General features: G+C 73.8%; 14 protein-coding genes. 6 read left to right on the top strand and 8 right to left on the bottom strand.

What is annotated here, in order from left to right:
• Positions 1-30 precede the first annotated feature (30 nt).
• Positions 31-2,865: a Na+/H+ antiporter subunit A gene (locus tag HNR20_RS21530; RefSeq protein WP_184182654.1), complete on the bottom strand. Its 2,835-nt coding sequence runs from the start codon at positions 2,863-2,865 to the stop codon at positions 31-33.
• Positions 2,866-3,097: 232 nt separating this feature from the next.
• Entirely contained in the window at positions 3,098-3,484 is a 387-nt protein-coding gene (locus HNR20_RS21525) for a hypothetical protein (RefSeq protein ID WP_184182651.1), read from the bottom strand.
• Positions 3,485-3,661: 177 nt separating this feature from the next.
• Here HNR20_RS21525 and HNR20_RS21520 point away from each other — a divergent pair, with 177 nt between their 5' ends.
• A complete protein-coding gene (locus tag HNR20_RS21520) occupies positions 3,662-8,329 on the top strand; it encodes an ATP-dependent helicase (RefSeq protein WP_184182649.1) in 4,668 nt (1,555 codons plus the stop codon).
• A 74-nt stretch (positions 8,330-8,403) separates the two neighbouring features.
• Here HNR20_RS21520 and HNR20_RS21515 read toward each other — a convergent pair whose 3' ends face one another.
• Positions 8,404-8,997 carry a hypothetical protein gene (locus HNR20_RS21515; protein WP_184182646.1) on the bottom strand — a complete coding sequence of 198 codons (594 nt, stop codon included), beginning with the start codon at positions 8,995-8,997 and terminating at the stop codon, positions 8,404-8,406.
• A gap of 148 nt (positions 8,998-9,145) precedes the next feature.
• On the opposite strand from HNR20_RS21515, the gene HNR20_RS21510 reads away from it, so the two are divergent.
• The 3 genes from HNR20_RS21510 to HNR20_RS21500 are packed head-to-tail and all read left to right on the top strand — an operon-like array spanning position 9,146 to position 10,718.
• A complete protein-coding gene (locus HNR20_RS21510) occupies positions 9,146-9,640 on the top strand; it encodes a GNAT family N-acetyltransferase (protein ID WP_221309872.1) in 495 nt (164 codons plus the stop codon).
• Between the two features lie 9 nt (positions 9,641-9,649).
• Entirely contained in the window at positions 9,650-10,450 is an 801-nt protein-coding gene (locus tag HNR20_RS21505; RefSeq protein ID WP_184182640.1) for an SAM hydrolase/SAM-dependent halogenase family protein, read from the top strand.
• On the top strand, positions 10,335-10,718 hold the full coding sequence (locus tag HNR20_RS21500) for a CPCC family cysteine-rich protein (RefSeq protein ID WP_229687463.1): 384 nt from the start codon (positions 10,335-10,337) through the stop codon (positions 10,716-10,718). Before HNR20_RS21505 ends, HNR20_RS21500 begins: the two co-directional genes overlap by 116 nt.
• 25 nt (positions 10,719-10,743) lie before the next feature.
• Here HNR20_RS21500 and HNR20_RS21495 read toward each other — a convergent pair whose 3' ends face one another.
• The gene (locus HNR20_RS21495; RefSeq protein ID WP_184182637.1) at positions 10,744-12,033 is read right to left on the bottom strand and encodes a DUF8814 domain-containing protein; all 1,290 of its coding nucleotides are present in this window, start codon (positions 12,031-12,033) and stop codon (positions 10,744-10,746) included.
• 109 nt (positions 12,034-12,142) lie between these two features.
• Here HNR20_RS21495 and HNR20_RS21490 point away from each other — a divergent pair, with 109 nt between their 5' ends.
• Together HNR20_RS21490 and HNR20_RS21485 are read left to right on the top strand one after the other, a co-directional pair.
• A complete protein-coding gene (locus HNR20_RS21490; RefSeq protein WP_184182634.1) occupies positions 12,143-12,952 on the top strand; it encodes a DNA-formamidopyrimidine glycosylase family protein in 810 nt (269 codons plus the stop codon).
• Between the two features lie 166 nt (positions 12,953-13,118).
• Positions 13,119-16,733: a hypothetical protein gene (locus HNR20_RS21485; RefSeq protein ID WP_184182631.1), complete on the top strand. Its 3,615-nt coding sequence runs from the start codon at positions 13,119-13,121 to the stop codon at positions 16,731-16,733.
• A 35-nt stretch (positions 16,734-16,768) separates the two neighbouring features.
• On the opposite strand, the gene pspM is transcribed toward HNR20_RS21485, so the two are convergent.
• From pspM to HNR20_RS21465, 4 genes are all read right to left on the bottom strand, one after another.
• A complete protein-coding gene (pspM, locus tag HNR20_RS21480) occupies positions 16,769-17,554 on the bottom strand; it encodes a phage shock envelope stress response protein PspM (RefSeq protein WP_184182628.1) in 786 nt (261 codons plus the stop codon).
• A gap of 23 nt (positions 17,555-17,577) precedes the next feature.
• Positions 17,578-18,450 carry a PspA/IM30 family protein gene (locus HNR20_RS21475; RefSeq protein WP_184182625.1) on the bottom strand — a complete coding sequence of 291 codons (873 nt, stop codon included), beginning with the start codon at positions 18,448-18,450 and terminating at the stop codon, positions 17,578-17,580.
• A gap of 200 nt (positions 18,451-18,650) precedes the next feature.
• The gene (locus HNR20_RS21470) at positions 18,651-19,091 is read right to left on the bottom strand and encodes a helix-turn-helix domain-containing protein (protein WP_184182622.1); all 441 of its coding nucleotides are present in this window, start codon (positions 19,089-19,091) and stop codon (positions 18,651-18,653) included.
• Between the two features lie 153 nt (positions 19,092-19,244).
• Positions 19,245-19,913 (bottom strand): CinA family protein, encoded by a 669-nt coding sequence (locus HNR20_RS21465; RefSeq protein ID WP_184182619.1) that lies wholly within the window; start codon positions 19,911-19,913, stop codon positions 19,245-19,247.
• Positions 19,914-19,953: the final 40 nt, after the last annotated feature.

Genomic DNA, 19,953 nt, shown 5'->3' with positions numbered 1-19,953 from the left:
GGGCTCGCAACCCCGGCTCACTCCTCGCGCTCATGCCCGCTCGCCCTTGTCGACGGCCAGGCCGCCCGTGGCCGCCCCGGTTGCCTCGATGTGCCGGTCCACCTCGGCCCCGAGACTGCGCAGGATGTCCAGCACCAGCCCGATCACGACCAGGTACACGCCGATGTCGAAGAAGAGCGACGTGACCAGGTGGGTGTCGCCGACCAGCGGCAGGGACCGGTCGACCTTGGCGCTCTCCAAGACCGATCCACCGACCAGCAGCGCCACCACGCCGCTGCCCACCGACACGGCCAGCCCGGCGCCGAGGATCGCACCCGCGCCGATCGGGGCCGCCTCGGTCAACTCGTACCGGCCGCCGGCCAGGTAACGGACCACCAGGGCGAGACCCGCGACCAGGCCTCCGGCGAAACCGCCGCCCGGCGCGTTGTGCCCGGAGAAGAGCAGGAACAGGGAGAACAGCACCACGGTGTGGAAGATCAGCCGGATGACCACCTCCAACACGATCGAGCGCCGCTCCTCGTAGAGGGTGGGGCCGCCGCGCAGCCACACCGGCCGGCCGGGTCGGTTCGCCTGCGTGTCCGACTCCGGCCGGCGCGGTCGCGGCCCGGTCCGGGACCGCTCGAAGATCAGGCTGGCCACCCCGGTCGCCGCCACCACCAGCACCGCCAACTCGCCCATGGTGTCCCAGGCCCGGATGTCGACCAGGGTCACGTTGACCACGTTGCGGCCGTACCCGTGGGCCACCGCCAGATCCGGGAAGGCGGCGGAGATGTCCGGTGCCCGGCGGGCGCCGGCCGCGGTGAGGGCCAGCCCGGCGGCCACCAGACCCACCGCCACCCCGAGCGCCCGGCGGGCCCACCGGCTGCGGCGCAGCGGGCGGGCCGAGAACCGCTCCGGCAGGCGACGCAGCACCAGCACGAAGACCGCGATCGTCGCGGTCTCCACCAGGAACTGGGTGAGCGCCAGGTCCGGTGCTCCATGCAGGACGAACAGCATCGCGGTGCCGTAGCCGGTCATGCCCACCAGCAGCATCGCGGTCAGGCGGCGGCGGGCACCGACCGCCAGCACGGCGGCCACCGCGATGACCAGCACGACCACCGGTTGCAGCAGACTGTCCCAGAGCGGGATCCGAGCCCGCCACGGGCTGGCGGAGAGCATCGCCCCGCCGGGCACCAGCACCAGGGTCACCAGGATGACGCCGAGATACTGCGGCAGGGAGCCGCGCTGGGTCGCCCCGGTGACCTCGATGGCCAGCCGGTCGAACCGACCCACGATCCACTCGTACCCCTGGTTGCCGCCCACCGGCGAACGGAGCCGGGCCAGCACCGGGACGAGCGGCCCGCGCACGGCGAAGAGCAGGCCGCCTCCGCCGAGGGCCAGCACGGACAGGCCGAGCGCCGGGGTCGGTCCGGACCAGAGCGCCAGATGCGCGTCGACCCCACCGAGCAGATCGGCGTACGGGCGCAGCAGGCCGTCCAGCACACTCGCGGCCGGGCCGACGAGCACACCGATCCCGGCGAGCACCGCCGGCGGGACCAGCAGCGCCGCGGCGATCGAGCCCGGCTGGACCGGTGCCACGCCGGCCCGGTCGGCGAACGCGCCCCAGAGGAAGCGGGCGCTGTACGCGACGGTGAGCACCGTCCCGGCGACCAGCCCGGCCAGGAGCACCGGCTGGTCGGTGAACGCCCCGAACACCGCCTCCTTGGCGACGAAGCCGACCAACGGTGGCACGCCGGCCATCGACGCCGCAGCGAGCACCGCGACCACGAACAGGGGCCGGGACCAGTGCCGCAGCCCGGACAGCTCACGCAGGTCACGGGTGCCGGCACCGTGATCGATGATGCCGACGACCAGGAACAACGCCGCCTTGAAGAGGGCGTGCGCCAGCAGCATCGCGGTGCCGGCCAGGGCGGCGTCCGGGGTGCCCGACCCGGTCACCGCGATCAGCAGGCCGAGCTGACTGACCGTCCCATACGCCAGCAGCAGCTTCAGATCGGTCTGCCGCAGCGCGGCCCAGCCGCCGAGCAGCATGGTGGCCACGCCGGCGATCTGCACGACCGGCCGCCACGGGCCTACCGTGGCGAGCACCGGCGCGAGCAACCCGACCAGGTAGACGCCGGCCTTGACCATGGCGGCGGCGTGCAGGTACGCGCTGACCGGCGTGGGCGCCGCCATCGCGACCGGCAGCCAGGAGCTGAACGGCAGCACCGCCGACTTGGACAGCGCGCCGGCCAGGATCAGCAGCACGGCGACCACCAGGTATCCCCCGCCGGGCAGCGGCTGGGCGGCGATCTCCGACCAGCGGTAGGTGCCGGCGTGCTCGCCCAGCAGGATGAACCCGACCAGCATGGCGAGCCCGCCCAGCGTGGTGACGGTCAACGCCTGCGCCGCCGCCCACCGACTGGAGCGCCGCTCGGTGCTGTGCCCGATCAGCAGGTACGAGAAGATCGTGGTCAGCTCCCAGCCGACGTAGAGCAGCAGCAGATCGTCCGCGAAGACCAGGACGAGCATCGCGCCGGCGAAGGCGACCAGGACCGCGGCGAACTGTGCGAGCCCGCTCGAACCGGCGCTGAAGTAGCGGGCGCTGTAGACCAGCACCAGCGCGCCGATGCCGCCGATCAGCAGGGTCATCAGCCAGGACAGGGTGGTGAGCCGCAACGCGATGTCGAGGCCCAACTGCCGGATCCACGGGTACGTCTCGACCACTGCCCCGCCGTCACCGACGGCTGGCGTATGGGCCACCGCCCAGCAGAACGCGGCGGCCGGTGCCAGCGCCAGCGGGTAGCACGCGCGTGGACCCCACCATCGGACGAGCAGAGGCGCAACGAGGGCCGCCACGAGGTGGAGGACGAGCAGTACCAGCACCTGCGCTCCCGATCGAGGTGGCCGACGCCCGGGCAGCGGTGGCGCCTAGCAGCGATCAGACGCCAGTTCGTTGCCCGCCGGGCGGTTTTACCGGAATTCGCCCGCACGTCGGGTGCCCCGAGCCCGAGTCGATCATGGAGTCGTGGTGCCCGTTCAGGTCCATCTCGCCAGCTTTGTCACCCACCACAACTCCATGATCGACCGTGGTGGGGGTGGGCGGAGGGTGCGGGGGTTAGTGCAGGAGGGCGTTGCTGATGGGCTGCGCGTCGTCGCGGGCGGGGCGGTCGCGCGCCAACTCGGCCAGCAGGTCGACACGGCCCAACTGGCGCGCGACCCTGTCGACCACCCGCTCCGCGGCGGCCAGCGACCGCACCGACAGCAGTCGGCCTCGGCTCTCGCGGCGCAGCACGAAGTAATGGACGGCGACGCGGACCTGGCCGCGATCGGCGGCGCTGGCCTGGGCGGTGCACAGAACCAACTCCCGCAGGCAACGGGCGAGGCGTTCGGCGAGCTCGAGCTCGGGACCGTGCAGGCCGCCGCGGAGCGCGGCAAGGTGGCTGTCAACCTTGCGAATCAGCACGTCGGTGCCCGGTTCGACGTTGCGCTGCTCGCCGGCCATCAAATCCCCTCACCCCGGTTCGCGTTGGGAGTGAAGTTACTTTATGTTGCTCCTTAGAAGCAAGCAGTTAAGTGAGACTTAACGTATTAAGCACACTTTTAGCGCTTTTTGCTTTCGTCCGGCACATTCCGCCGGGGGTCGGTCGTGGTTGTCGTACCGGCGGGGCACGATGGACCGGTGACCGGGGCAGACGCAGACGCCGGCGCGGTGCTGGCCGGCTTCGGCCCAGCCACCCGCGCCTGGTTCGAGGCCGCCTTCGCCGCGCCCACCGCCGCACAGACCGGTGCCTGGCGCTCGGTCGCCGCTGGCCGCAACGCCCTCGTGGTGGCGCCCACCGGCTCCGGCAAGACCCTCGCGGCCTTTCTCTGGTCACTGGACCGGCTGGCCCGCGAGCCCGCGCCGGCCGAGGCTCGCCAACGATGCCGCGTGCTCTACGTCAGCCCACTCAAGGCCCTCGCCGTCGACGTGGAACGCAACCTGCGTGCCCCGCTGGCCGGCATCCGGCAGGCGGCGACCCGGCTGGGCGTCGCACCACCCGACATCACCGTCGGCATGCGCACCGGCGACACGCCGGCCGACGAGCGGCGAGCCTTCGCCCGCACCCCACCGGACATCCTCATCACCACGCCCGAGTCGCTGTTCCTGCTGCTCACATCCGCGGCCCGCGATTCGCTGCGCGGCATCCAGACGGTGATCGTCGACGAGGTGCACGCGGTCGCCGGCAGCAAACGCGGCGCCCACCTCGCCCTCTCCCTCGAACGTCTGGACGAGTTGCTGCCCGCCCCGGCGCAGCGCATCGGCCTCTCCGCCACCGTCCGGCCGATCGATGCCTGCGCGCAGTTCCTCGGCGGGGCCCGCCCGGTCGACGTCGTGCAGCCGGCCAGCACGAAGACCATCGAGGTCAGCGTGCAGGTCCCGGTGGAGGACATGACCCGCCTGGACGAGCAGGAGCAGCCACCGGAGGACGACCTCGGCGGCCCCGGGCCGCGCCGCGCCTCGATCTGGCCGGCTGTGGAGGAGCGGGTCTTCACCCTCATCGGGCAACACCGCTCGACCATCGTCTTCACCAACTCCCGACGCAGTGCCGAGCGCCTCTGCGCCCGCCTCAACGAGTTGGCCGCTGAAGAGGTGGCCTCGGCGTCGGGCGAGGGCGCTCTCGTCGTACCGGATGGGTTGTCGGCGGGCGACGACCCGGCCGGCGACGACGGCGCGGCATCCGGCGCGCAGCGGTGGGGTGGCCCCGCCGGTCCGGCGCGCAACCGGCCACCGGCCGAGGTGATGGCCCAGTCCGGCGCGGCCACCGGCGCGACGCCGGTGATAGCCCGCGCCCACCACGGCAGCGTCTCCCGGGAGGAGCGCAAGCACATCGAGGAAGCGCTCAAGTCCGGTCAGCTCCCCGCGGTGGTGGCCACCTCCAGCCTGGAGCTGGGCATCGACATGGGCGCGGTCGACCTGGTGGTGCAGATCGAGGCGCCGCCGAGCGTTGCCGCCGGGCTGCAACGGGTCGGCCGGGCCGGGCACCAGGTGGGCGCCGTCTCCCGTGGGGTGGTCTTCCCCAAGCACCGCGGCGACCTGCTCTCCTGCGCGGTGGTCGCCGAGCGGATGACCGACGGCGCGATCGAGGAGCTGCACTACCCGCGCAACCCACTGGACGTGCTGGCCCAGCAGATCGTCGCGATGGTGGCGCTGGAGCCGTGGCCGCTCGGCGACCTGGCCGTGCTGGTCCGCCGGGCCGCGCCCTTCGCCGAGCTGCCCGACTCCGCGCTGCACGCCGTGTTGGACATGCTCTCCGGCCGCTACCCGTCCACCGCCTTCGCCGAGCTACGCCCCCGGCTGGTCTGGGACCGGGCCACCGATCTGCTCACCGGCCGTCCCGGCGCACAGCGACTCGCCGTGACCAGCGGCGGCACCATCCCCGACCGTGGGCTGTTCGGGGTCTTCCTGGCCGGTGCCGAACGGGCCGCCCGGGTCGGTGAGCTGGACGAGGAGATGGTCTACGAGTCCCGGATCGGTGACGTCTTCCTGCTCGGCTCCTCGTCCTGGCGCATCGAGGAGATCACTCCCGACCGGGTGCTGGTCTCGCCAGCTCCCGGGCAGGCCGCGCGCATGCCGTTCTGGAAGGGCGACCAGCTGGGCCGGCCGGTGGAGCTGGGCCGAGCCATCGGCGCGCGGGTGCGCACCCTGCTGCGGCAGAGCGACGAGGCGGCGCTGACCGCGCTGCGTGACGGCGGGCTGGACGACTGGGCCGCCGGCAACCTGATGGCGTACCTGCGCGAGCAGCGGGAGGCCACCCGCTCCCTGCCGGACGACCGCACGATCGTGGTCGAGCGGTTCCGCGACGAGCTGGGCGACTGGAGGCTCGCCGTGCACAGCGTCCTCGGTGCACGCGTCAACGGGCCGTGGGCCCTCGCGGTGGGCCGCCGGCTGGCCGAGCGGTACGGGGTGGACGCCCAGGTGATGCCCTCCGACGACGGCATCGTGGTGCGACTTCCGGACACCGCCGACGAGCCGCCCGGCGCCGACGTGGTGGTCTTCGAGCCGGACGAGATCACCCAGCTCGTGGAGGAGTCGGTCGGCACCTCCGCCCTCTTCGCCGCCCGCTTCCGGGAGTGCGCCGCCCGGTCACTGCTGCTGCCCCGCCGCGACCCGCGCCGCCGCCAGCCGCTCTGGCAGCAACGGCAACGGGCCGCGCAACTACTCGACGTCGCCCGCGAGTACGCGGACTTCCCGGTCACCCTGGAGGCCGCCCGGGAGTGCCTCCAGGACGTGTTCGACCAGCCGGCGCTGGCCGGGCTGATGCGCGACCTGGCCACCCGGAAGGTGCGACTGGTCGAGGTGGAGACCTCCGCGCCGTCCCCGTTCGCCCGGTCGCTGCTCTTCGGCTACGTCGGCGCGTTCCTCTACGAGGGCGACGCCCCGCTCGCGGAGCGGCGCGCCGCCGCGCTCGCCCTGGATTCCACGCTCCTGGGCGAGCTGCTCGGCCGGGTCGACCTGCGCGAGTTGCTCGATCCGGCCGTGCTCGCCGAGACCGATCGGCAGTTGCGCTGGCTGACCGAGCAACGCCGTCCCCGCGACGCCGAAGACGTCGTCGAGCTGCTGCGGGTGCTCGGTGACCTGAGCGACGCCGAGCTGACCGAGCGGGGTGTGCCGGAGGCCTGGCTGACCGAGCTGGAGGCCACCCGACGAGTGCTGCGGGTCCGCATCGCCGGCGAGCAGCGCTGGGTGGGTGTCGAGGACGCCGCCCGACTGCGCGACGCCCTCGGTGTCGCACTGCCGGTCGGAGTGGCCGAGGCGTACCTCGCCCCGGTGGCCGACCCGCTCGGTGACCTGGTGGCCCGCTACGCCCGCACCCACGGGCCGTTCGCCGCCGCCAGCTGCGCGGCCCGCTTCGGGCTCGGCGTGTTCGTCGTCGAGCAGGCGCTGCGCCGGCTCGGCAGCACCGGGCGGGTGGTTTCCGGAGAGTTCACCCCGGACTCGGCCGGCGCCCAGTGGTGCGACGCCGAGGTGCTGCGGATGCTGCGCCGCCGCTCCCTCGCGGCGCTACGCCGCGAGATCGAGCCGGTGCCGCCCCGCGCGCTGGCCACGTTCCTGCCCCGCTGGCAGCAGGTCGGCTCGTCCGCCCGAGGTGTGGAGGCGCTCGCCGCGACGGTGGAGCAGTTGCAGGGCGCGGCGGTGCCAGCCTCCGCACTGGAACGGTTGGTGCTGCCCGGTCGGGTCGCGGACTACTCCCCCGCCCAGCTCGACGAGCTGTGCGCCAGCGGGGAGGTGCTCTGGGCGGGGTCGGGGGCGATCTCCGGGGGCGACGGCTGGGTCACCCTGGCGTACGCGGACTCCGCACCGCTGCTGCTCCCGCCGCCCGACGAGGCGTTGACCCGTACCCCGCTGCACGATGCGGTGCTCGACGCGCTCGGCGACGGGCAGGCGCTGTTCTTCCGGCCGTTGGCCGACCGGGTCGGCTCGACCGACGACGCCGCGCTGACCGGGGTGATCTGGGACCTGGTCTGGGCCGGGCACCTCACCAACGACACGCTCGCCCCGTTGCGCGCCGTGCTCGGCGCCGGCGGCGCACACCGCTCGCGGCCGTCCGCGCCGCGCACCCGTTACCGGCGGCCCGGTCGGGTGGCGCTGCCCAGCCGAGGTGGCCCGCCGACCGTCGCCGGTCGCTGGTCGCGCCTGCCCGAACGGGACGTCGACCCGACCCGACGCGCCGCCGCCCTCGCCGACGTGCTGCTGGAGCGGCACGGGGTGGTCACGCGCGGTGCGGTGATGGCCGAGCAGGTCGTCGGCGGGTTCTCGGCGGTCTACCCGGTGCTGTCGGCGCTGGAGGAGCGTGGCGCTGCCCGTCGGGGCTACTTCGTCGAAGGGCTGGGCGCGGCGCAGTTCGCGGTGCCCGGCGCGGTGGACCGGCTGCGCGCGCTGGCCGAACCGACCGACGGTGCCCGGGGCCGGGGCGCGCCGGCCACCGTGCTCGCCGCCACCGACCCGGCCAACCCGTACGGCGCGGCGCTGCCCTGGCCGGAGCGCGTCGTCGACTCCGGCGACGGAGCCGCCCCGGCGACCGGGCACCGGGCCGGCCGCAAGGCGGGCGCGCTGGTGGTGCAGGTCGGCGGCGACCTCGTTCTCTATGTGGAGCGCGGCGGCCGGACGCTGCTGTCCTTCAGTGACGACACCGACGCGCTCGCCGCAGCCGGCAAGGCGCTCGCCGACGCCGTCCACTCCGGGGCCCTCGGCGCGTTGTCGGTGGAGCGGGCCGACGGCGAGGCCGTGCACTCCTCGCCGCTGCGCGACGCGCTGACCGCCGCCGGCTTCCGGGCCACCCCGCGCGGCCTGCGCCTGCGCGGCTGATCCAGCCCCGCGCCGTATCTCCTGGCGTCGCGGCTGGGCGGGCGACCACCCGACGGGTCGCACCCGGTCGGCGCTCAGCGAAGGGCGTTGAGCACCTTCTCGTAGCGAGGGCGCTCGGCGGCCGGGGTCTTCGCCTCAAGGTAGTTGAGCACCACCGTGCCGCGCCGGTACGACTGACCGCTCCAGGTCTCCGCGATGTCACCGGCGCTGATCTCGTCCGGAAACACGTACACGGTGACGGCGTCGGTGGCGATCAGCTCGGAGCAGCCCAGGCCGAGCCCGTCCGGTCCGCAGTCGACCGAGCGGTCCTTCGGGTGCGGCACCTTCAGGCCGGCCGCCTTGAACGCGTCGACGACCTGCTTCGCCCCGGGCGCCCCGGCCGGACGTTTCGGCAGCACCACCGGCGGTGGGGTGGCCGGCCGTCGCTGCGTGGGTCCCTGCGCCTCGGCGGAGGACGGAGCCGGCACGGGCGGGGAGGCCGCGCCGCCCGCGGTGGGCGAAATCGGCGAGGGTGTCGGCGCGCTCGGGAGACCGGTGGCCGCCGGAGCCGACACGGGTGAGTCGGATGGGACCGCCTTCGGTCGGCCGGTGTCGGCACTGCCGCAGCCGGCCGCGAGCGCGACGGCGGCCAGCAGGACTCCGACGGCGGGCAGGCTCCGAACTGTCACCATGGCAGTCTGCCCAACGGCGTCCGGCGGCGGGAAGGGCTGGCCGGTCACCGCGCTGTCCCATATCCGCCTTCCGCCGGTCGACCGCACGACACGACTACTCTCTCCGGCGGGCAGAGCAGAAGCGGCAACGATCGGAGGCCGGGACGTGGGTGGGTTCGAGGTACGGGGGGCCCGACCCGCCGAGCGGACGGCGATCGACGCACTGCACGAACGCGAGTGGGGCGGTCCCTACGTGATCGCCCACGACACCCGTTATGACCTGCGTACCCTGCCGACACTGGTGGCAGTCGACGGCGAGACGGTGGTCGGCGCGCTGGCCTACCGGGTCGACGAGGGCGGCCTGGAGGTGGTGAGCCTGGTCGCGTCCCAGCCCGGCGGTGGCGTCGGCACGGCACTGCTGGCGGCGGCGACATCGACCGCAGCCGCAGCCGGACTGGCCCGGGTGTGGCTGATCACTTCGAACGACAACCTACGGGCACTGCGGTTCTACCAGCGGCGCGGAATGCGGTTGGTCGACGTGGACCGGGGCGCGGTTGACCGGGCCCGACTGCTCAAGCCGGAGATCCCGCTGGTGGGCGAGGACGGGATCCCGCTGCACGACGAGCTCGTCCTGGAACGAAGCACTGTTGCCGAGGGTTAGCCTGCCGGCATGTCCGTCACGCCCTGGATCTCGCTGACCACCGACTACGGCCTCACCGACGGTTTCGTGGCCGCCTGCCACGGGGTGATCGCCCGGATCGCGCCGGCGGCCCGGGTCATCGACGTGACCCATCTGGTGCCACCGATGGACGTGCGGCGGGGCGCCGCGGTGCTGGCGCAGACGGTGCCGTACCTGCCGGCGGTTGTGCACATGGCGGTGGTCGATCCGGGGGTGGGCACGGCCCGGCGGGGCGTCGCGCTGGCCACCCCGGGTGGGCTGCTGGTCGGTCCGGACAACGGGCTGCTGCCGGACGCCGCGGCCGCGCTCGGCGGGGTGACCGCCGCCGTAGAGTTGACCGACCCGCGCTGGCTGGCCGACCGGGTGTCCGGCACCTTCCACGGCCGGGATGTCTTCGCACCGGTCGCGGCCCGGCTGGCGCTCGGCGCACCACTGGGCGAGGCGGGACCGCCGGTCGACCCGGCCGGTCTGGTCCGGCTGCCGTCACCGACGCTGACCTCGGACGCGCACGGTTTCACCGCCGAGGTGTCGACCGTGGACCATTTCGGCAACGTCCAGTTGGCCGCACCGGCGCACCTGCTCGACCCGCTCCCGGCGGCGCTGCGGGTCGGTCCGCCGGATTCGACGCCGGCCCGGCCGGCCGTACGGGGACGGACCTTCGGCGACGCCCCGGACGATGGCCTGGTGGTGTACGTCGACTCGGCCGATCTGGTCGCGGTCGCGGTCAACGGCGGGCGGGCGGTGGACGTCCTCCGGGTGGCTCCCGGGGACCTCCTGCGGGTATCCGGCTGATATTCGACTGTGGAATGCTGCCCCGGTGGGTGAACAAGTGGTTCCCGTGGGTTGTCCCTGCTGTGCATCCCGGACCGGCGGGGGGACCTGCCCGGTCTGTTTCTGGACCGATGATGGCCAGACCGACGCCGACGCGGACGCGGTCCGAGGCGGCCCCAACGGCGACCTGAGCCTCTCGCACGCCCGACTCAACTACGCCGTCTACGGTGCCAGCCACCCTCGTTACCAGGACATGGTGCGCCCGGCTCGCCCCGACGAGCGCCCCTGATCGGCGCCCGTCGGGCGAGCGTGGCTCAGCAGACGGGCACGCTGCCGCCGTACACGCTTGAGATGTACGCGTGGCTGACGTACTGCCCGGTGGCCAGGCGGTTCCAGCGGGTGGTGGTGCGGTAGGGACCGGCCACCGACTGGCCGATGACGTAGCACTGGATCGGCACGTGGGCCAACCGGGCGGCGAGACCACGGATCGCGTACGACGTGCTGGCCCCGGCGCGAATGTTGAGCGGTCCGTCACCGACCACGCCGCGCGGCCCGCCCCCGGTCCACAGGTAGGCGACGTCCACCCAGGCGTTCGTGGTCAACCGCAGGCCGTCCCAGAAGGTGCCGTCGGCCAGGTCGATGCCCGCCGGGTTGAGCACGGTACGCCCGAACTGGTCACGCCCGCCGTTGTAGCCCGACTGGTACGCGGCCTGCGCCTCGGGCCGGCCCTGCGGCAGGTCCTTCCAGTTCTCCCGGACCGAGGAGAGGTTCCAGTAGTCGTCGCGGGTGTTCCACGGCCCGACGTCCCAGACCGGGGCGTACTCGCAGCGGGAGCCGCTGGTCGTGCAGACCCGCACGGTGTAGTCGCCGGTGTTGAGTGGGGACAGGCCGCGCCGCGACGGCAGCGCCACGAAGTGGTCCCGGGGTTGGACGGTTCGACCGTTGGCGGTCAGTTCGCCGACCAACCCGATGCGGGTGGCGTACACCCGGTAGGTGCGACCGGGCGTGGCGGCGGAGACGGCGGCGGCCGCGTCTGCGGTGAGCTGCACGCCGCGTACCGTCGCGGTGGCGCCGCCCCTGGGCGCGGTCAGCACCACCCGGGTCTGCACCCGGGTGACCGGTCGGTCGAAGACCGCGCCGGTGGTGGCGGCCCGCCACTCCGTCCAGCCGGCGGCCCGCCACCCGCGAACCTGCGCCTCCACGGTGGTGCCCGCGGGGACCGAGGCGGTGATCTGGGCACGGACGCGGGTGGCCGGCCGGGCGAGGGTGCGGGATGCGCTCAGGAGCATCCCCTCGGCGACCGCGCTGTGTGGGCTGTGCGCGCTGCGCCCGGCGGGACGGGACGCCCGCAGTCGAAGCCCGCTGGCGGTGCGCCGGACGTTGACGTCGTCGCGGTCGACGACGGACAGGTCGATGTTCCACCGTTCGGCGCCCGGGGCGGCGGCGAGGGTGATCGGACCGCCGACTGCGCCGAGGGTGATCGGGCCGCCAGCGGCGGCGTTGGCCGAGACGTCGCCCACGGTGGGCAGGAGCGCCGCGGTGAGTGCCAGGGAGAGAGCGCCGACGAGGGCGACGGATGGGAAACGACAACGAGGTCGTGTCATGGATATTCTCCTCAGAACCCCCTGACCTTCGCATGTCGGGAGATCATGAGGAACCTGTGTACAAATAGCGACACATGCGAATCCCGCTCGAAAGAGGGAGGATGGCGGGGTGCCCGAAGGCGACACCGTCTGGAACACCGCGCGTGTGCTGCACCGCGCGCTGGCCGGCGCGCGGATCACCAGCAGTGACTTCCGGGTGCCGCAGCTCGCGACCACGGATCTCACCGGCTGGACCGTCCGTGAGTCGGCCAGCCGGGGCAAGCACCTGCTGCTGCGCCTCAGCGCCCCGGACAAGACGCACTGGACCCTGCACTCGCACCTGAGGATGGACGGCGCCTGGCGGGCGTACGCCCCGGGGGAACGCTGGACGGGCCGGCCCGCGCACCTGATCCGGGTGGTGCTGCGCAGCCCCGGCGCAGTCGCCGTCGGCTATCACCTGCACGAGATGACCCTGGCGCCGACCGCGGAGGAGAACGAGCAGGTCGGGCACCTCGGCCCCGATCTGCTCGGCCCGGACTGGGACCCGGCCGAGGCGGTCCGCCGACTCGCCGACCACCCGGAGCAGACCATCGGCGAGGCGCTGCTCGACCAACGCAACCTTGCCGGGGTGGGCAACCTCTACAAGTGCGAGGTGCTGTTCCTGCGCGGCGTGTCGCCGTGGACGCCGGTCGGCGCGGTGCCCGACCTGCCCGGCCTGGTCGCCCTGGCGCAGCGGCTGCTCGCCGCCAACCGTGGTCGGTGGACACAGAGCAGCACCGGCTCGCTGCACCGGGGGCAGACCAGCTACGTGTACGGCCGCCGCGCCCAGCCCTGCCGCCGCTGCGGCACCGCGATCCGCAAGGAGGAGCTGGGCGAGCGGGTCACCTACTGGTGCCCGGTCTGCCAGCCCGAGCACCCGGGCCCGCCGATAACCGGCTGACCAGGGCGCCCGTCGCGCCGAGGCCATCCCAGATACGGACGATTGGGTAATTCCTATCTGGCCGCCGGAGTCGCATGCTGCGGTTGAGTGCTCACCGATCGTCAGCAGAGCGCCGAGGTCCACCACGCCGGGGTGGCGGGCCTCGCGCCCCGGCCCGGGGAGAGTCATGGCGATGTTCCGCAGACTCCGCTCCACCTTCTTCGCGCGGACCACCCGCGTCACCAACGGCCGCGCCAACGGCCGGACGGCGTCCGTGCCGGCCGCGCGTACCGCCGAGGAGAGCGCCCCGGCGCCGAGCCTGGACCCGGCCGTGGTGCCCCGCTGCTTCGGCCCCGTGCCGAACTTCGCACACAGCCCTCGCCCAACGCGCGACGGCTCCGGGCTGGTGGTGCCCGGGACCGGGCTGCGCAAGTTCGTCGACCCGTTGCCCACACCGGGCCAGCAGGGCCGCACCGACCTCGGCGGCCACCTGCCGGTGGCAACGCCGGACACGATCAGCTATCCGGGCTGCGACTACTACGAGATCGGCGTGCAGGAGTACGCGCAACGGCTGCACCGGGACCTGCCAGCCACCCGGCTGCGCGGCTACCGGCAGCTCAACCTGGGCACCGACAAGGCGGGACACAACACCGTCGCGCCCCCGGAGCGGCCCTGGCACCTCGGTCCGATGATCCTCGCTCGCCGGGGCCGACCGGTCCGGGTGAAGTTCATCAACCAACTCCCGACCGGTCGGGCCGGTGAGCTGTTCCTGCCGGTCGACGACACGATCGAGGGCGCCGGCCTCGGTCCGCTGGACGGGCCGGCGCCGTTCCCGCAGAACCGTGCGGTGCTGCACCTGTCCGGGGCGCAGACCGGCTGGACCAGCGCCGGCAACCCGGGGCAGTGGATAACTCCATCCGGGGAGATCACCCCGTACCCGACCGGGGTGGGGGTGACCCACGTGCCGGACATGCCGGCGCCGGGCGCCGGGGCCACCACGCTGTACTACCCGAACGAGCAGAGCGGCCGGCTGCTGTGGTTCCACGACAACACCCTCGGGCTGGCCCGGCTCACCGTCTACGGTGGACAGCTCGCGCTCTACCTGCTCACCGACCCGGCCGAGGACCAGCTCGTCGCCGACACGGTGCTGCCGGCCGACCAGCTACCGCTGGTGATCGAGGACAAGACGTTCGTGCCGGACGACGCCCAACTCGCCGCCGAGGACCCGACCTGGGACCGGGAACGCTGGGGCGCCCGGGGAAGCCTCTGGCACCCACACGTCTACCAGCCACGGCAGAACCCGTACCGGTCCGGCGGACGCAACCCCACCGGCCGGTGGGACTACGGCCCCTGGTCGCGCAACACGGCCCTGCACGGCGCCCACACCGACGGCTGGGTCCCGAACCCACACCACGACCCGGTGGGCGCGCCGGACGAGCCGCCGTTGAGCCCTGACGTGCCGCACCCGTCCGCGGTCCCCGAGGCGTACGGCGACACCCCGCTCGTCAACGGCGTCGCCTACCCGTACCTGGAGGTCCGGCCGCGCACGTACCGCTTCCGGATCCTCAACGCCTGCCTGGACCGCAGCCTCAACCTGCAGCTCTACCGCGCCTGCTCCGACGCCGCCATGTGGTCGGCCGACGGGGCACTCGCCGACGCCGACGCCGGTGAGGTGCCGATGGTGCCCGCCGTGCGGGCGGCGGACCGGCCCACGGGGTGGCCGACCGACGGACGCGACGGCGGTGTGCCCGACCCGCGCGCCGCCGGACCGGAGTTCATCCAGATCGGAAACGAGGCCGGGCTGCTGCCCGCCCCGGTGGTGCTGCCGAGCCGACCGATCGGCTACCGCTACGACCGGCTCGACCCGACGGTGCTGAACGTCGACGGGCACACCCTGCTGCTCGCCCCGGGTGAACGGGCCGACGTACTTGTCGACTTCTCCGCCGTGCCGCCGGGCAGCACGCTGATCCTCTACAACGACGCCCCGGCTCCGCTGCCCGGCTTCGACCCACGCAACGACCAGCACACCGACGCGCCGGACCGGACCGCCGAGGGCGGCCCGCCGACCACCGAACCGGGGTACGGCCCGAACACCCGCACCCTGCTCCAGTTCCGGGTTACCGGGGCGCCGGCGCCGCCGTACGACCTGGACCGGCTGCGCGAAAGGCTGCCCCTGGCGTACGCCGCCAGCCAACGCCCGCCGATCGTGCCGCAGCCGGCGTACGACCCGGCGTTCGGCACCCGGACCGCGTCGCAGACGACGGTGCCGGTGCACGCCACCTCGGTGACGTTCACGCCGACGGCCGGCGCCGGCCCGGTGACCCTGCCGATCGCGGTCAAGGCCGCACAGCAGGTCTTCGAGCCCGACCACGGCCGGCTGGCCGGCCGGCTCGGCGTCGGACACCCGCAAGCCGGGCCGCTCAACCCGACGACCCTGCCGCTCGGTCCGACCGACCCGGTCACCGAGGTCGTCTTCGCCACCGACCTCGCCGTGCCGGTGGGCGCTCCGACCGACGGCACCCAGCTCTGGCGGATCAGCGGCAACGTCCGGCAGACCGAGCCGCTGCATTTCGGCGGCTGCGACGTGCAGGTGGTCAACCGGGTCGGCTGGGACGGCACGCTCCGGCTCCCACACGGCACGGAGTTGGGCTGGAAGCAGATCGTCCGGGTCAACCCCCGGGAGGATGTGATCGTGGCGCTGCGCCCGGTCGCCCCGGTGCTGCCGTTCAAGTTGGGCGAGAGCGTCCGGCTGCTCGACCCCGGCCGCCCGGCCGGGTCCCGGACCGGGTCGACCCCGATCAGCCCGGCGGACGGGCGGCCCGCCACCGTGGTCAACCAACTGGTCAACCTGGGCTGGGAGTATCGCTGGCACAGCCAACTCGCCGGGCACCGCGACGGCGGGATGACCCGGCCGCTGGTGCTGCGAGTGGCGCCGAAGGCACCCACCGGGCTGACCGCCACGCCGGTGCCCGGCTCGGCCACCGCGCTACCCGCGATCGCGCTGGCCTGGACCAGCAACGGCGGCCGACCACCCGCCACCAGCCACCTGCTGCAACGGGCCACCGACGCGACCTTCAGCGAGGTCACCACGATCACCGTCGCGGCTGCCGCCACCCGATACACGGACGCGTCCGTCACCCCCGGGGTGACCTACCACTACCGGATCCGGGCGGAGAACGCGGTCAGCTACTCGTCCTGGTCGAACAGCGTGCCCGCCTCGGTGCACCTGGCCGCGCCGAGCGGCCTGGTCGCCACACTCGCGCCCGCGGCGCCACTGCGAGTGGCGCTGCGCTGGACGAACCGCTCGTTCGCCACCGGAATCGACGTGCAGCGGGCCACCAACCCGACGTTCACCAGCGGCCCGGGCACCACTGCGATCGGCGCCGGCGACAACCACCTGGACGTCACGATCGCGCCGGACACCACGTACTACTACCGCGTACGGACCACCTACCTGGGCGCCGCCTCGGCCTGGTCCACGGTCGCCCCGGTGACCTCTCCACCCGCGCCGGACACCCCGAGCGGGGTGAACGTCACCGCCACCGCACCGGGGCCGGACACCGCGACGGTGATCCTCGCCTGGGCGGCGAGCACACCTGCCGGCCCGGGGTCCGGGTTCATCGTGCAGCGGGCGCTGGACCCGGCGTTCGACCAGGAGGCGGCCACCTTCACGGTGACCGGTCGCGGCTTCACCAACACGGGACTGGCCCGAGGGGTGACCTACCACTACCGGATCCGCTCGTTCAACGTCGTGGGCAGCTCGCCGTACACCGGCCCGGTCCTGGTCACGACGCCGCCGTGACCGGCCGCGGCCGCGTCGTTCGGCGGGCGTGCGGGTCAGCGGGTGGGCGCGCGCAGCGGGGTGCCGGCGGCGCGCAGCTCGGCCAGGGCCCCGGCAACCCCGTGCAGCAGATCGGTTGCCTCGGTGAGCCGGTCGGCGGCCGGGTGGGCGGTCTCCGGTCGGGCGTCCTCGGCCAGATAGCCGGCGGCGGCGACCACCAGCCGTTCGTAGGCCGTGACCCCGCCCTCCAGTTGGGCGTTCAGCATGGCGTGTGCCTCGGCCAGCGGCGGCCGGGCGTCGACCGGGGCCAGCCGCAACGCACGTTCGACGCTGGCCACCCGTGCGGCCAGGTCGCGCAGCGAACGGTCGGCGGCGGCAGCCTCCAACACCGCCGGCTCGGCCAGCCCGGTGAGCCGGGGGGCCATCCCGGCCAGGGTGAGTGCCGCCCGGTCCAGTCGGGCCCACTGCTCACCCGCGCTGGTGCCGCGCAGCGCGATCCGGGAGCGGACCCGGCGGACCTCGGCCAGCACACCCGGACCGATCGGCAGGCGCTCGACGGCGGCGATCAACCGGGCCCGCGACCGGGCCGCGGCCTCGGCCGGGTCGAGCGCGGGGGGCGCCGGTTGGGCGGCGAGGGCGCGCACGTCGATCCAACGCCAGGCCGCGAGTGCCACCGCGCTGCCCGCGGCGCCGGCCCAGGCCGCATCGGGCAGACCGAGCCCGGCGTACGGGGTCAGCACCGCCGCCGCGCCGGCAAGCCCACCGGCCAGCACGCTCCACGATCGGGCGGACCGGCGAAGCCGACCCAGCCTCCGGAAGTACCGCGTCCGCTCGTCTGCCACCCTGACCTCCTCGGTCCGGTCGTTCAGCCGGCGGCGGTCGGGTCGCCGGTGCCCCGCTCGCGAGCCATGCTGGCGCGCAGTTCGTCCAGCCGAGCTGCGGCCGTCGGGTCGTTGGCCGGGGCGGCCTTCTCGGCCTGCGGCACGGCCGGTCGCTGCGACGCGCCGCCGAGCTGCTCCCCAGCCATGCTGGACCGGATCTGTTCCAGCCGGGCCGAGCCGGCCGAGTCGATCGTCGCCTTCTGGATCTCCAACATCCGGCCCTCGACGGAGTTGCCGGCCAGCTCGGCGCGGCCCATCGCGTTGGCGTACCGCCGTTCGATGCGGTCCCGCACCTCGTCCAGTGACGGGGTGGTGCCCGGCGCGGTCAGCGACGACATCGACTCCAGCGAGCGGGCCACCGTCTCCTGCATCTTGGCCTGCTCCAGCTGGCTGAGCAGCTTGGTGCGCTCGGCGAGCTTCTGCTGGAGGATCATCGAGTTGTTCTCGACCGCACGGCGGGCCTGGGCGGCGGCACCCAGCGCCTGGTCGTGCAGGGTCTTGAGGTCTTCGGTGGCCTGCTCGGCGGAGACCAACTGGGTGGCCAGGGTCTGCGCCGACTGCTCGAACCGCGCTGCCTCGGCCTCGTCACCCTTGGCCCGGGCCTGGTCGGACAGGACCAGGGCCTGCCGGGCGTTGCCCTGCAACCGCTCGACCTCGGACATCTGCCGGGACAGCTTCATCTCCAGCTGACGCTGGTTGCCGATCACCGCGGCAGCCTGCTGGACCAGCGCCTGGTGCTGCCGCTGGGCATCCTCGATGGCCTGCTGGATCTGCACCTTGGGGTCGGCGTGCTCGTCGATCTTCGCACCGAAGAGCGCCATCAGGTAGTTCCAGCCCTTGACGAACGGGTTCGCCATCTCCGCGGTATCCCCTCAGTAGCGTCGCTCCACCACGGCCGGGCCGGATGGACCGACCCGACCACCACCGGCCGGTCTCCATCGTCCCAGTCGAACGCCAACGAGGCATCCGTACCGGGCGGTCGAGGGCACCGGCAGCTCTTGCGGGCCACCCTACGCGGCCGGGGCCAGCCCACCCAGGGTCAACCAGAGGCCGGGCCTCAGGCGGCGCAGACCACGTCCCGGTCGCGCTCGGTCGGTCGGACGCGGGAGCTGCGCAGCGTGGCCTTGAGCGGAGAGTCCTGGCGGACCGAGACGGCGACCTTGCCATCGGAGGTGACCTGACGGACACCCCGGCTGGTGCTCTTCGGCACAGCCGCGGCATCGGCCGGCTCGTCCTGCATCGAGACGAGCACCTCGGGCATCTGCTCGGCGAGTGCCACGGTGTCGCTCACCTCACGCAGAAGCTCGGACAGACGGGCGCCGAGGGCGTCACAGATCGCGGCGAGCAGCTCGCTGGACGGCTCCTTGTGCCCCCGCTCGATCTCGGAGAGGTAGCCGAGGCTGACGTTGGCAGCGGTGGACACTTCACGCAGCGTGCGCTGCTGCCCCTGCCGGCGCGCCCGCAGTGCGTCACCGATCACCCGGCGTAGCAGGATCATCGCACCTCCCCCTGAGGGATACCTCGCGCCCGGCGCTGGGCAGCCGGCCGCGGTACACCGCGCCGACCCCGAAACGTCGGAGCCTTCCCGCAACCGTACCCGTTGCGGGCCCGGCCGACATCCCGCCCCGCCCGTCGGTTCGCCGGGACGGCCTCACCGGCGGCCGGCGCGGGCGGTTCCCACCCCGCCCCGAGTGGCCCCGGGTGTGGTCTGGGAGCCGGCTTCGGGGGTGGTTTCCGGGATGGCGGCCTCCGGGCTGACGGCGTCGTCGGCAGCGGAGGCTTGTGCGGCGTCGGCGGCGTGGATCCGCTCGGCGAGCAGCCGCAGCGCCTCGACCACCGCCGCCGCGCGGACGTGCTCTCGCCCGCCGCTCAGGGCGAGCTGGCGGACCTCACCGCCGTTCGGGCCGGCGACCGCGACGTAGACCAGGCCGACGGGCTTGCCGTCCTGCGGCTCGGGGCCGGCGACACCGGTGGTGGCGACGCCCCAGTCCGCGCCGCAGCGCTGGCGGCCACCCTCGGCGAGCGCCGCCGCCACCTCCGGGTCCACCGGTCCCCGCTCGGACAGCAGTTCGGTGGGTACGCCGGCCAGGGTGCCCTTCAACTCGGTGGCGTAGACCACGAGGCCGCCGCGGTAGATCCCGCTGACCCCGGCGATGTCCACGATCGATGCGGCCAGCAGCCCGCCGGTGAGCGATTCGGCCGTGGCCAGGGTCTCGTGCCGCTGCGACAGCCGGTGCACCACACCCGCCGCCGCGCTGCCTGCCGCGCCATCGTCCGCCGCACCATCCGCCGGCCGTCCGAAACCCGCCTCCCGCTGCATCAACCTGTCCTTCCCCACCCACCGACCCCCAACCTTCCCG

It is taken from the genome of Micromonospora parathelypteridis (assembly GCF_014201145.1).
In the GTDB taxonomy this organism is placed as follows: domain Bacteria; phylum Actinomycetota; class Actinomycetes; order Mycobacteriales; family Micromonosporaceae; genus Micromonospora; species Micromonospora parathelypteridis.
This window is presented reverse-complemented; position numbering and strand designations above follow the sequence as displayed.

Coding starts and splice junctions, on each gene's coding strand:
- HNR20_RS21525 (WP_184182651.1), bottom strand. CDS start 3,484: ATGGCCGGCGAGCAGCGCAACGTCGAACCGGGCACCGACGTGCTGATT.
- HNR20_RS21505 (WP_184182640.1), top strand. CDS start 9,650: ATGTCCGTCACGCCCTGGATCTCGCTGACCACCGACTACGGCCTCACC.
- HNR20_RS21500 (WP_229687463.1), top strand. CDS start 10,335: ATGGCCTGGTGGTGTACGTCGACTCGGCCGATCTGGTCGCGGTCGCGG.
- HNR20_RS21495 (WP_184182637.1), bottom strand. CDS start 12,033: ATGACACGACCTCGTTGTCGTTTCCCATCCGTCGCCCTCGTCGGCGCT.
- HNR20_RS21485 (WP_184182631.1), top strand. CDS start 13,119: ATGGCGATGTTCCGCAGACTCCGCTCCACCTTCTTCGCGCGGACCACC.
- HNR20_RS21475 (WP_184182625.1), bottom strand. CDS start 18,450: ATGGCGAACCCGTTCGTCAAGGGCTGGAACTACCTGATGGCGCTCTTC.
- HNR20_RS21470 (WP_184182622.1), bottom strand. CDS start 19,091: ATGATCCTGCTACGCCGGGTGATCGGTGACGCACTGCGGGCGCGCCGG.
- HNR20_RS21465 (WP_184182619.1), bottom strand. CDS start 19,913: ATGCAGCGGGAGGCGGGTTTCGGACGGCCGGCGGATGGTGCGGCGGAC.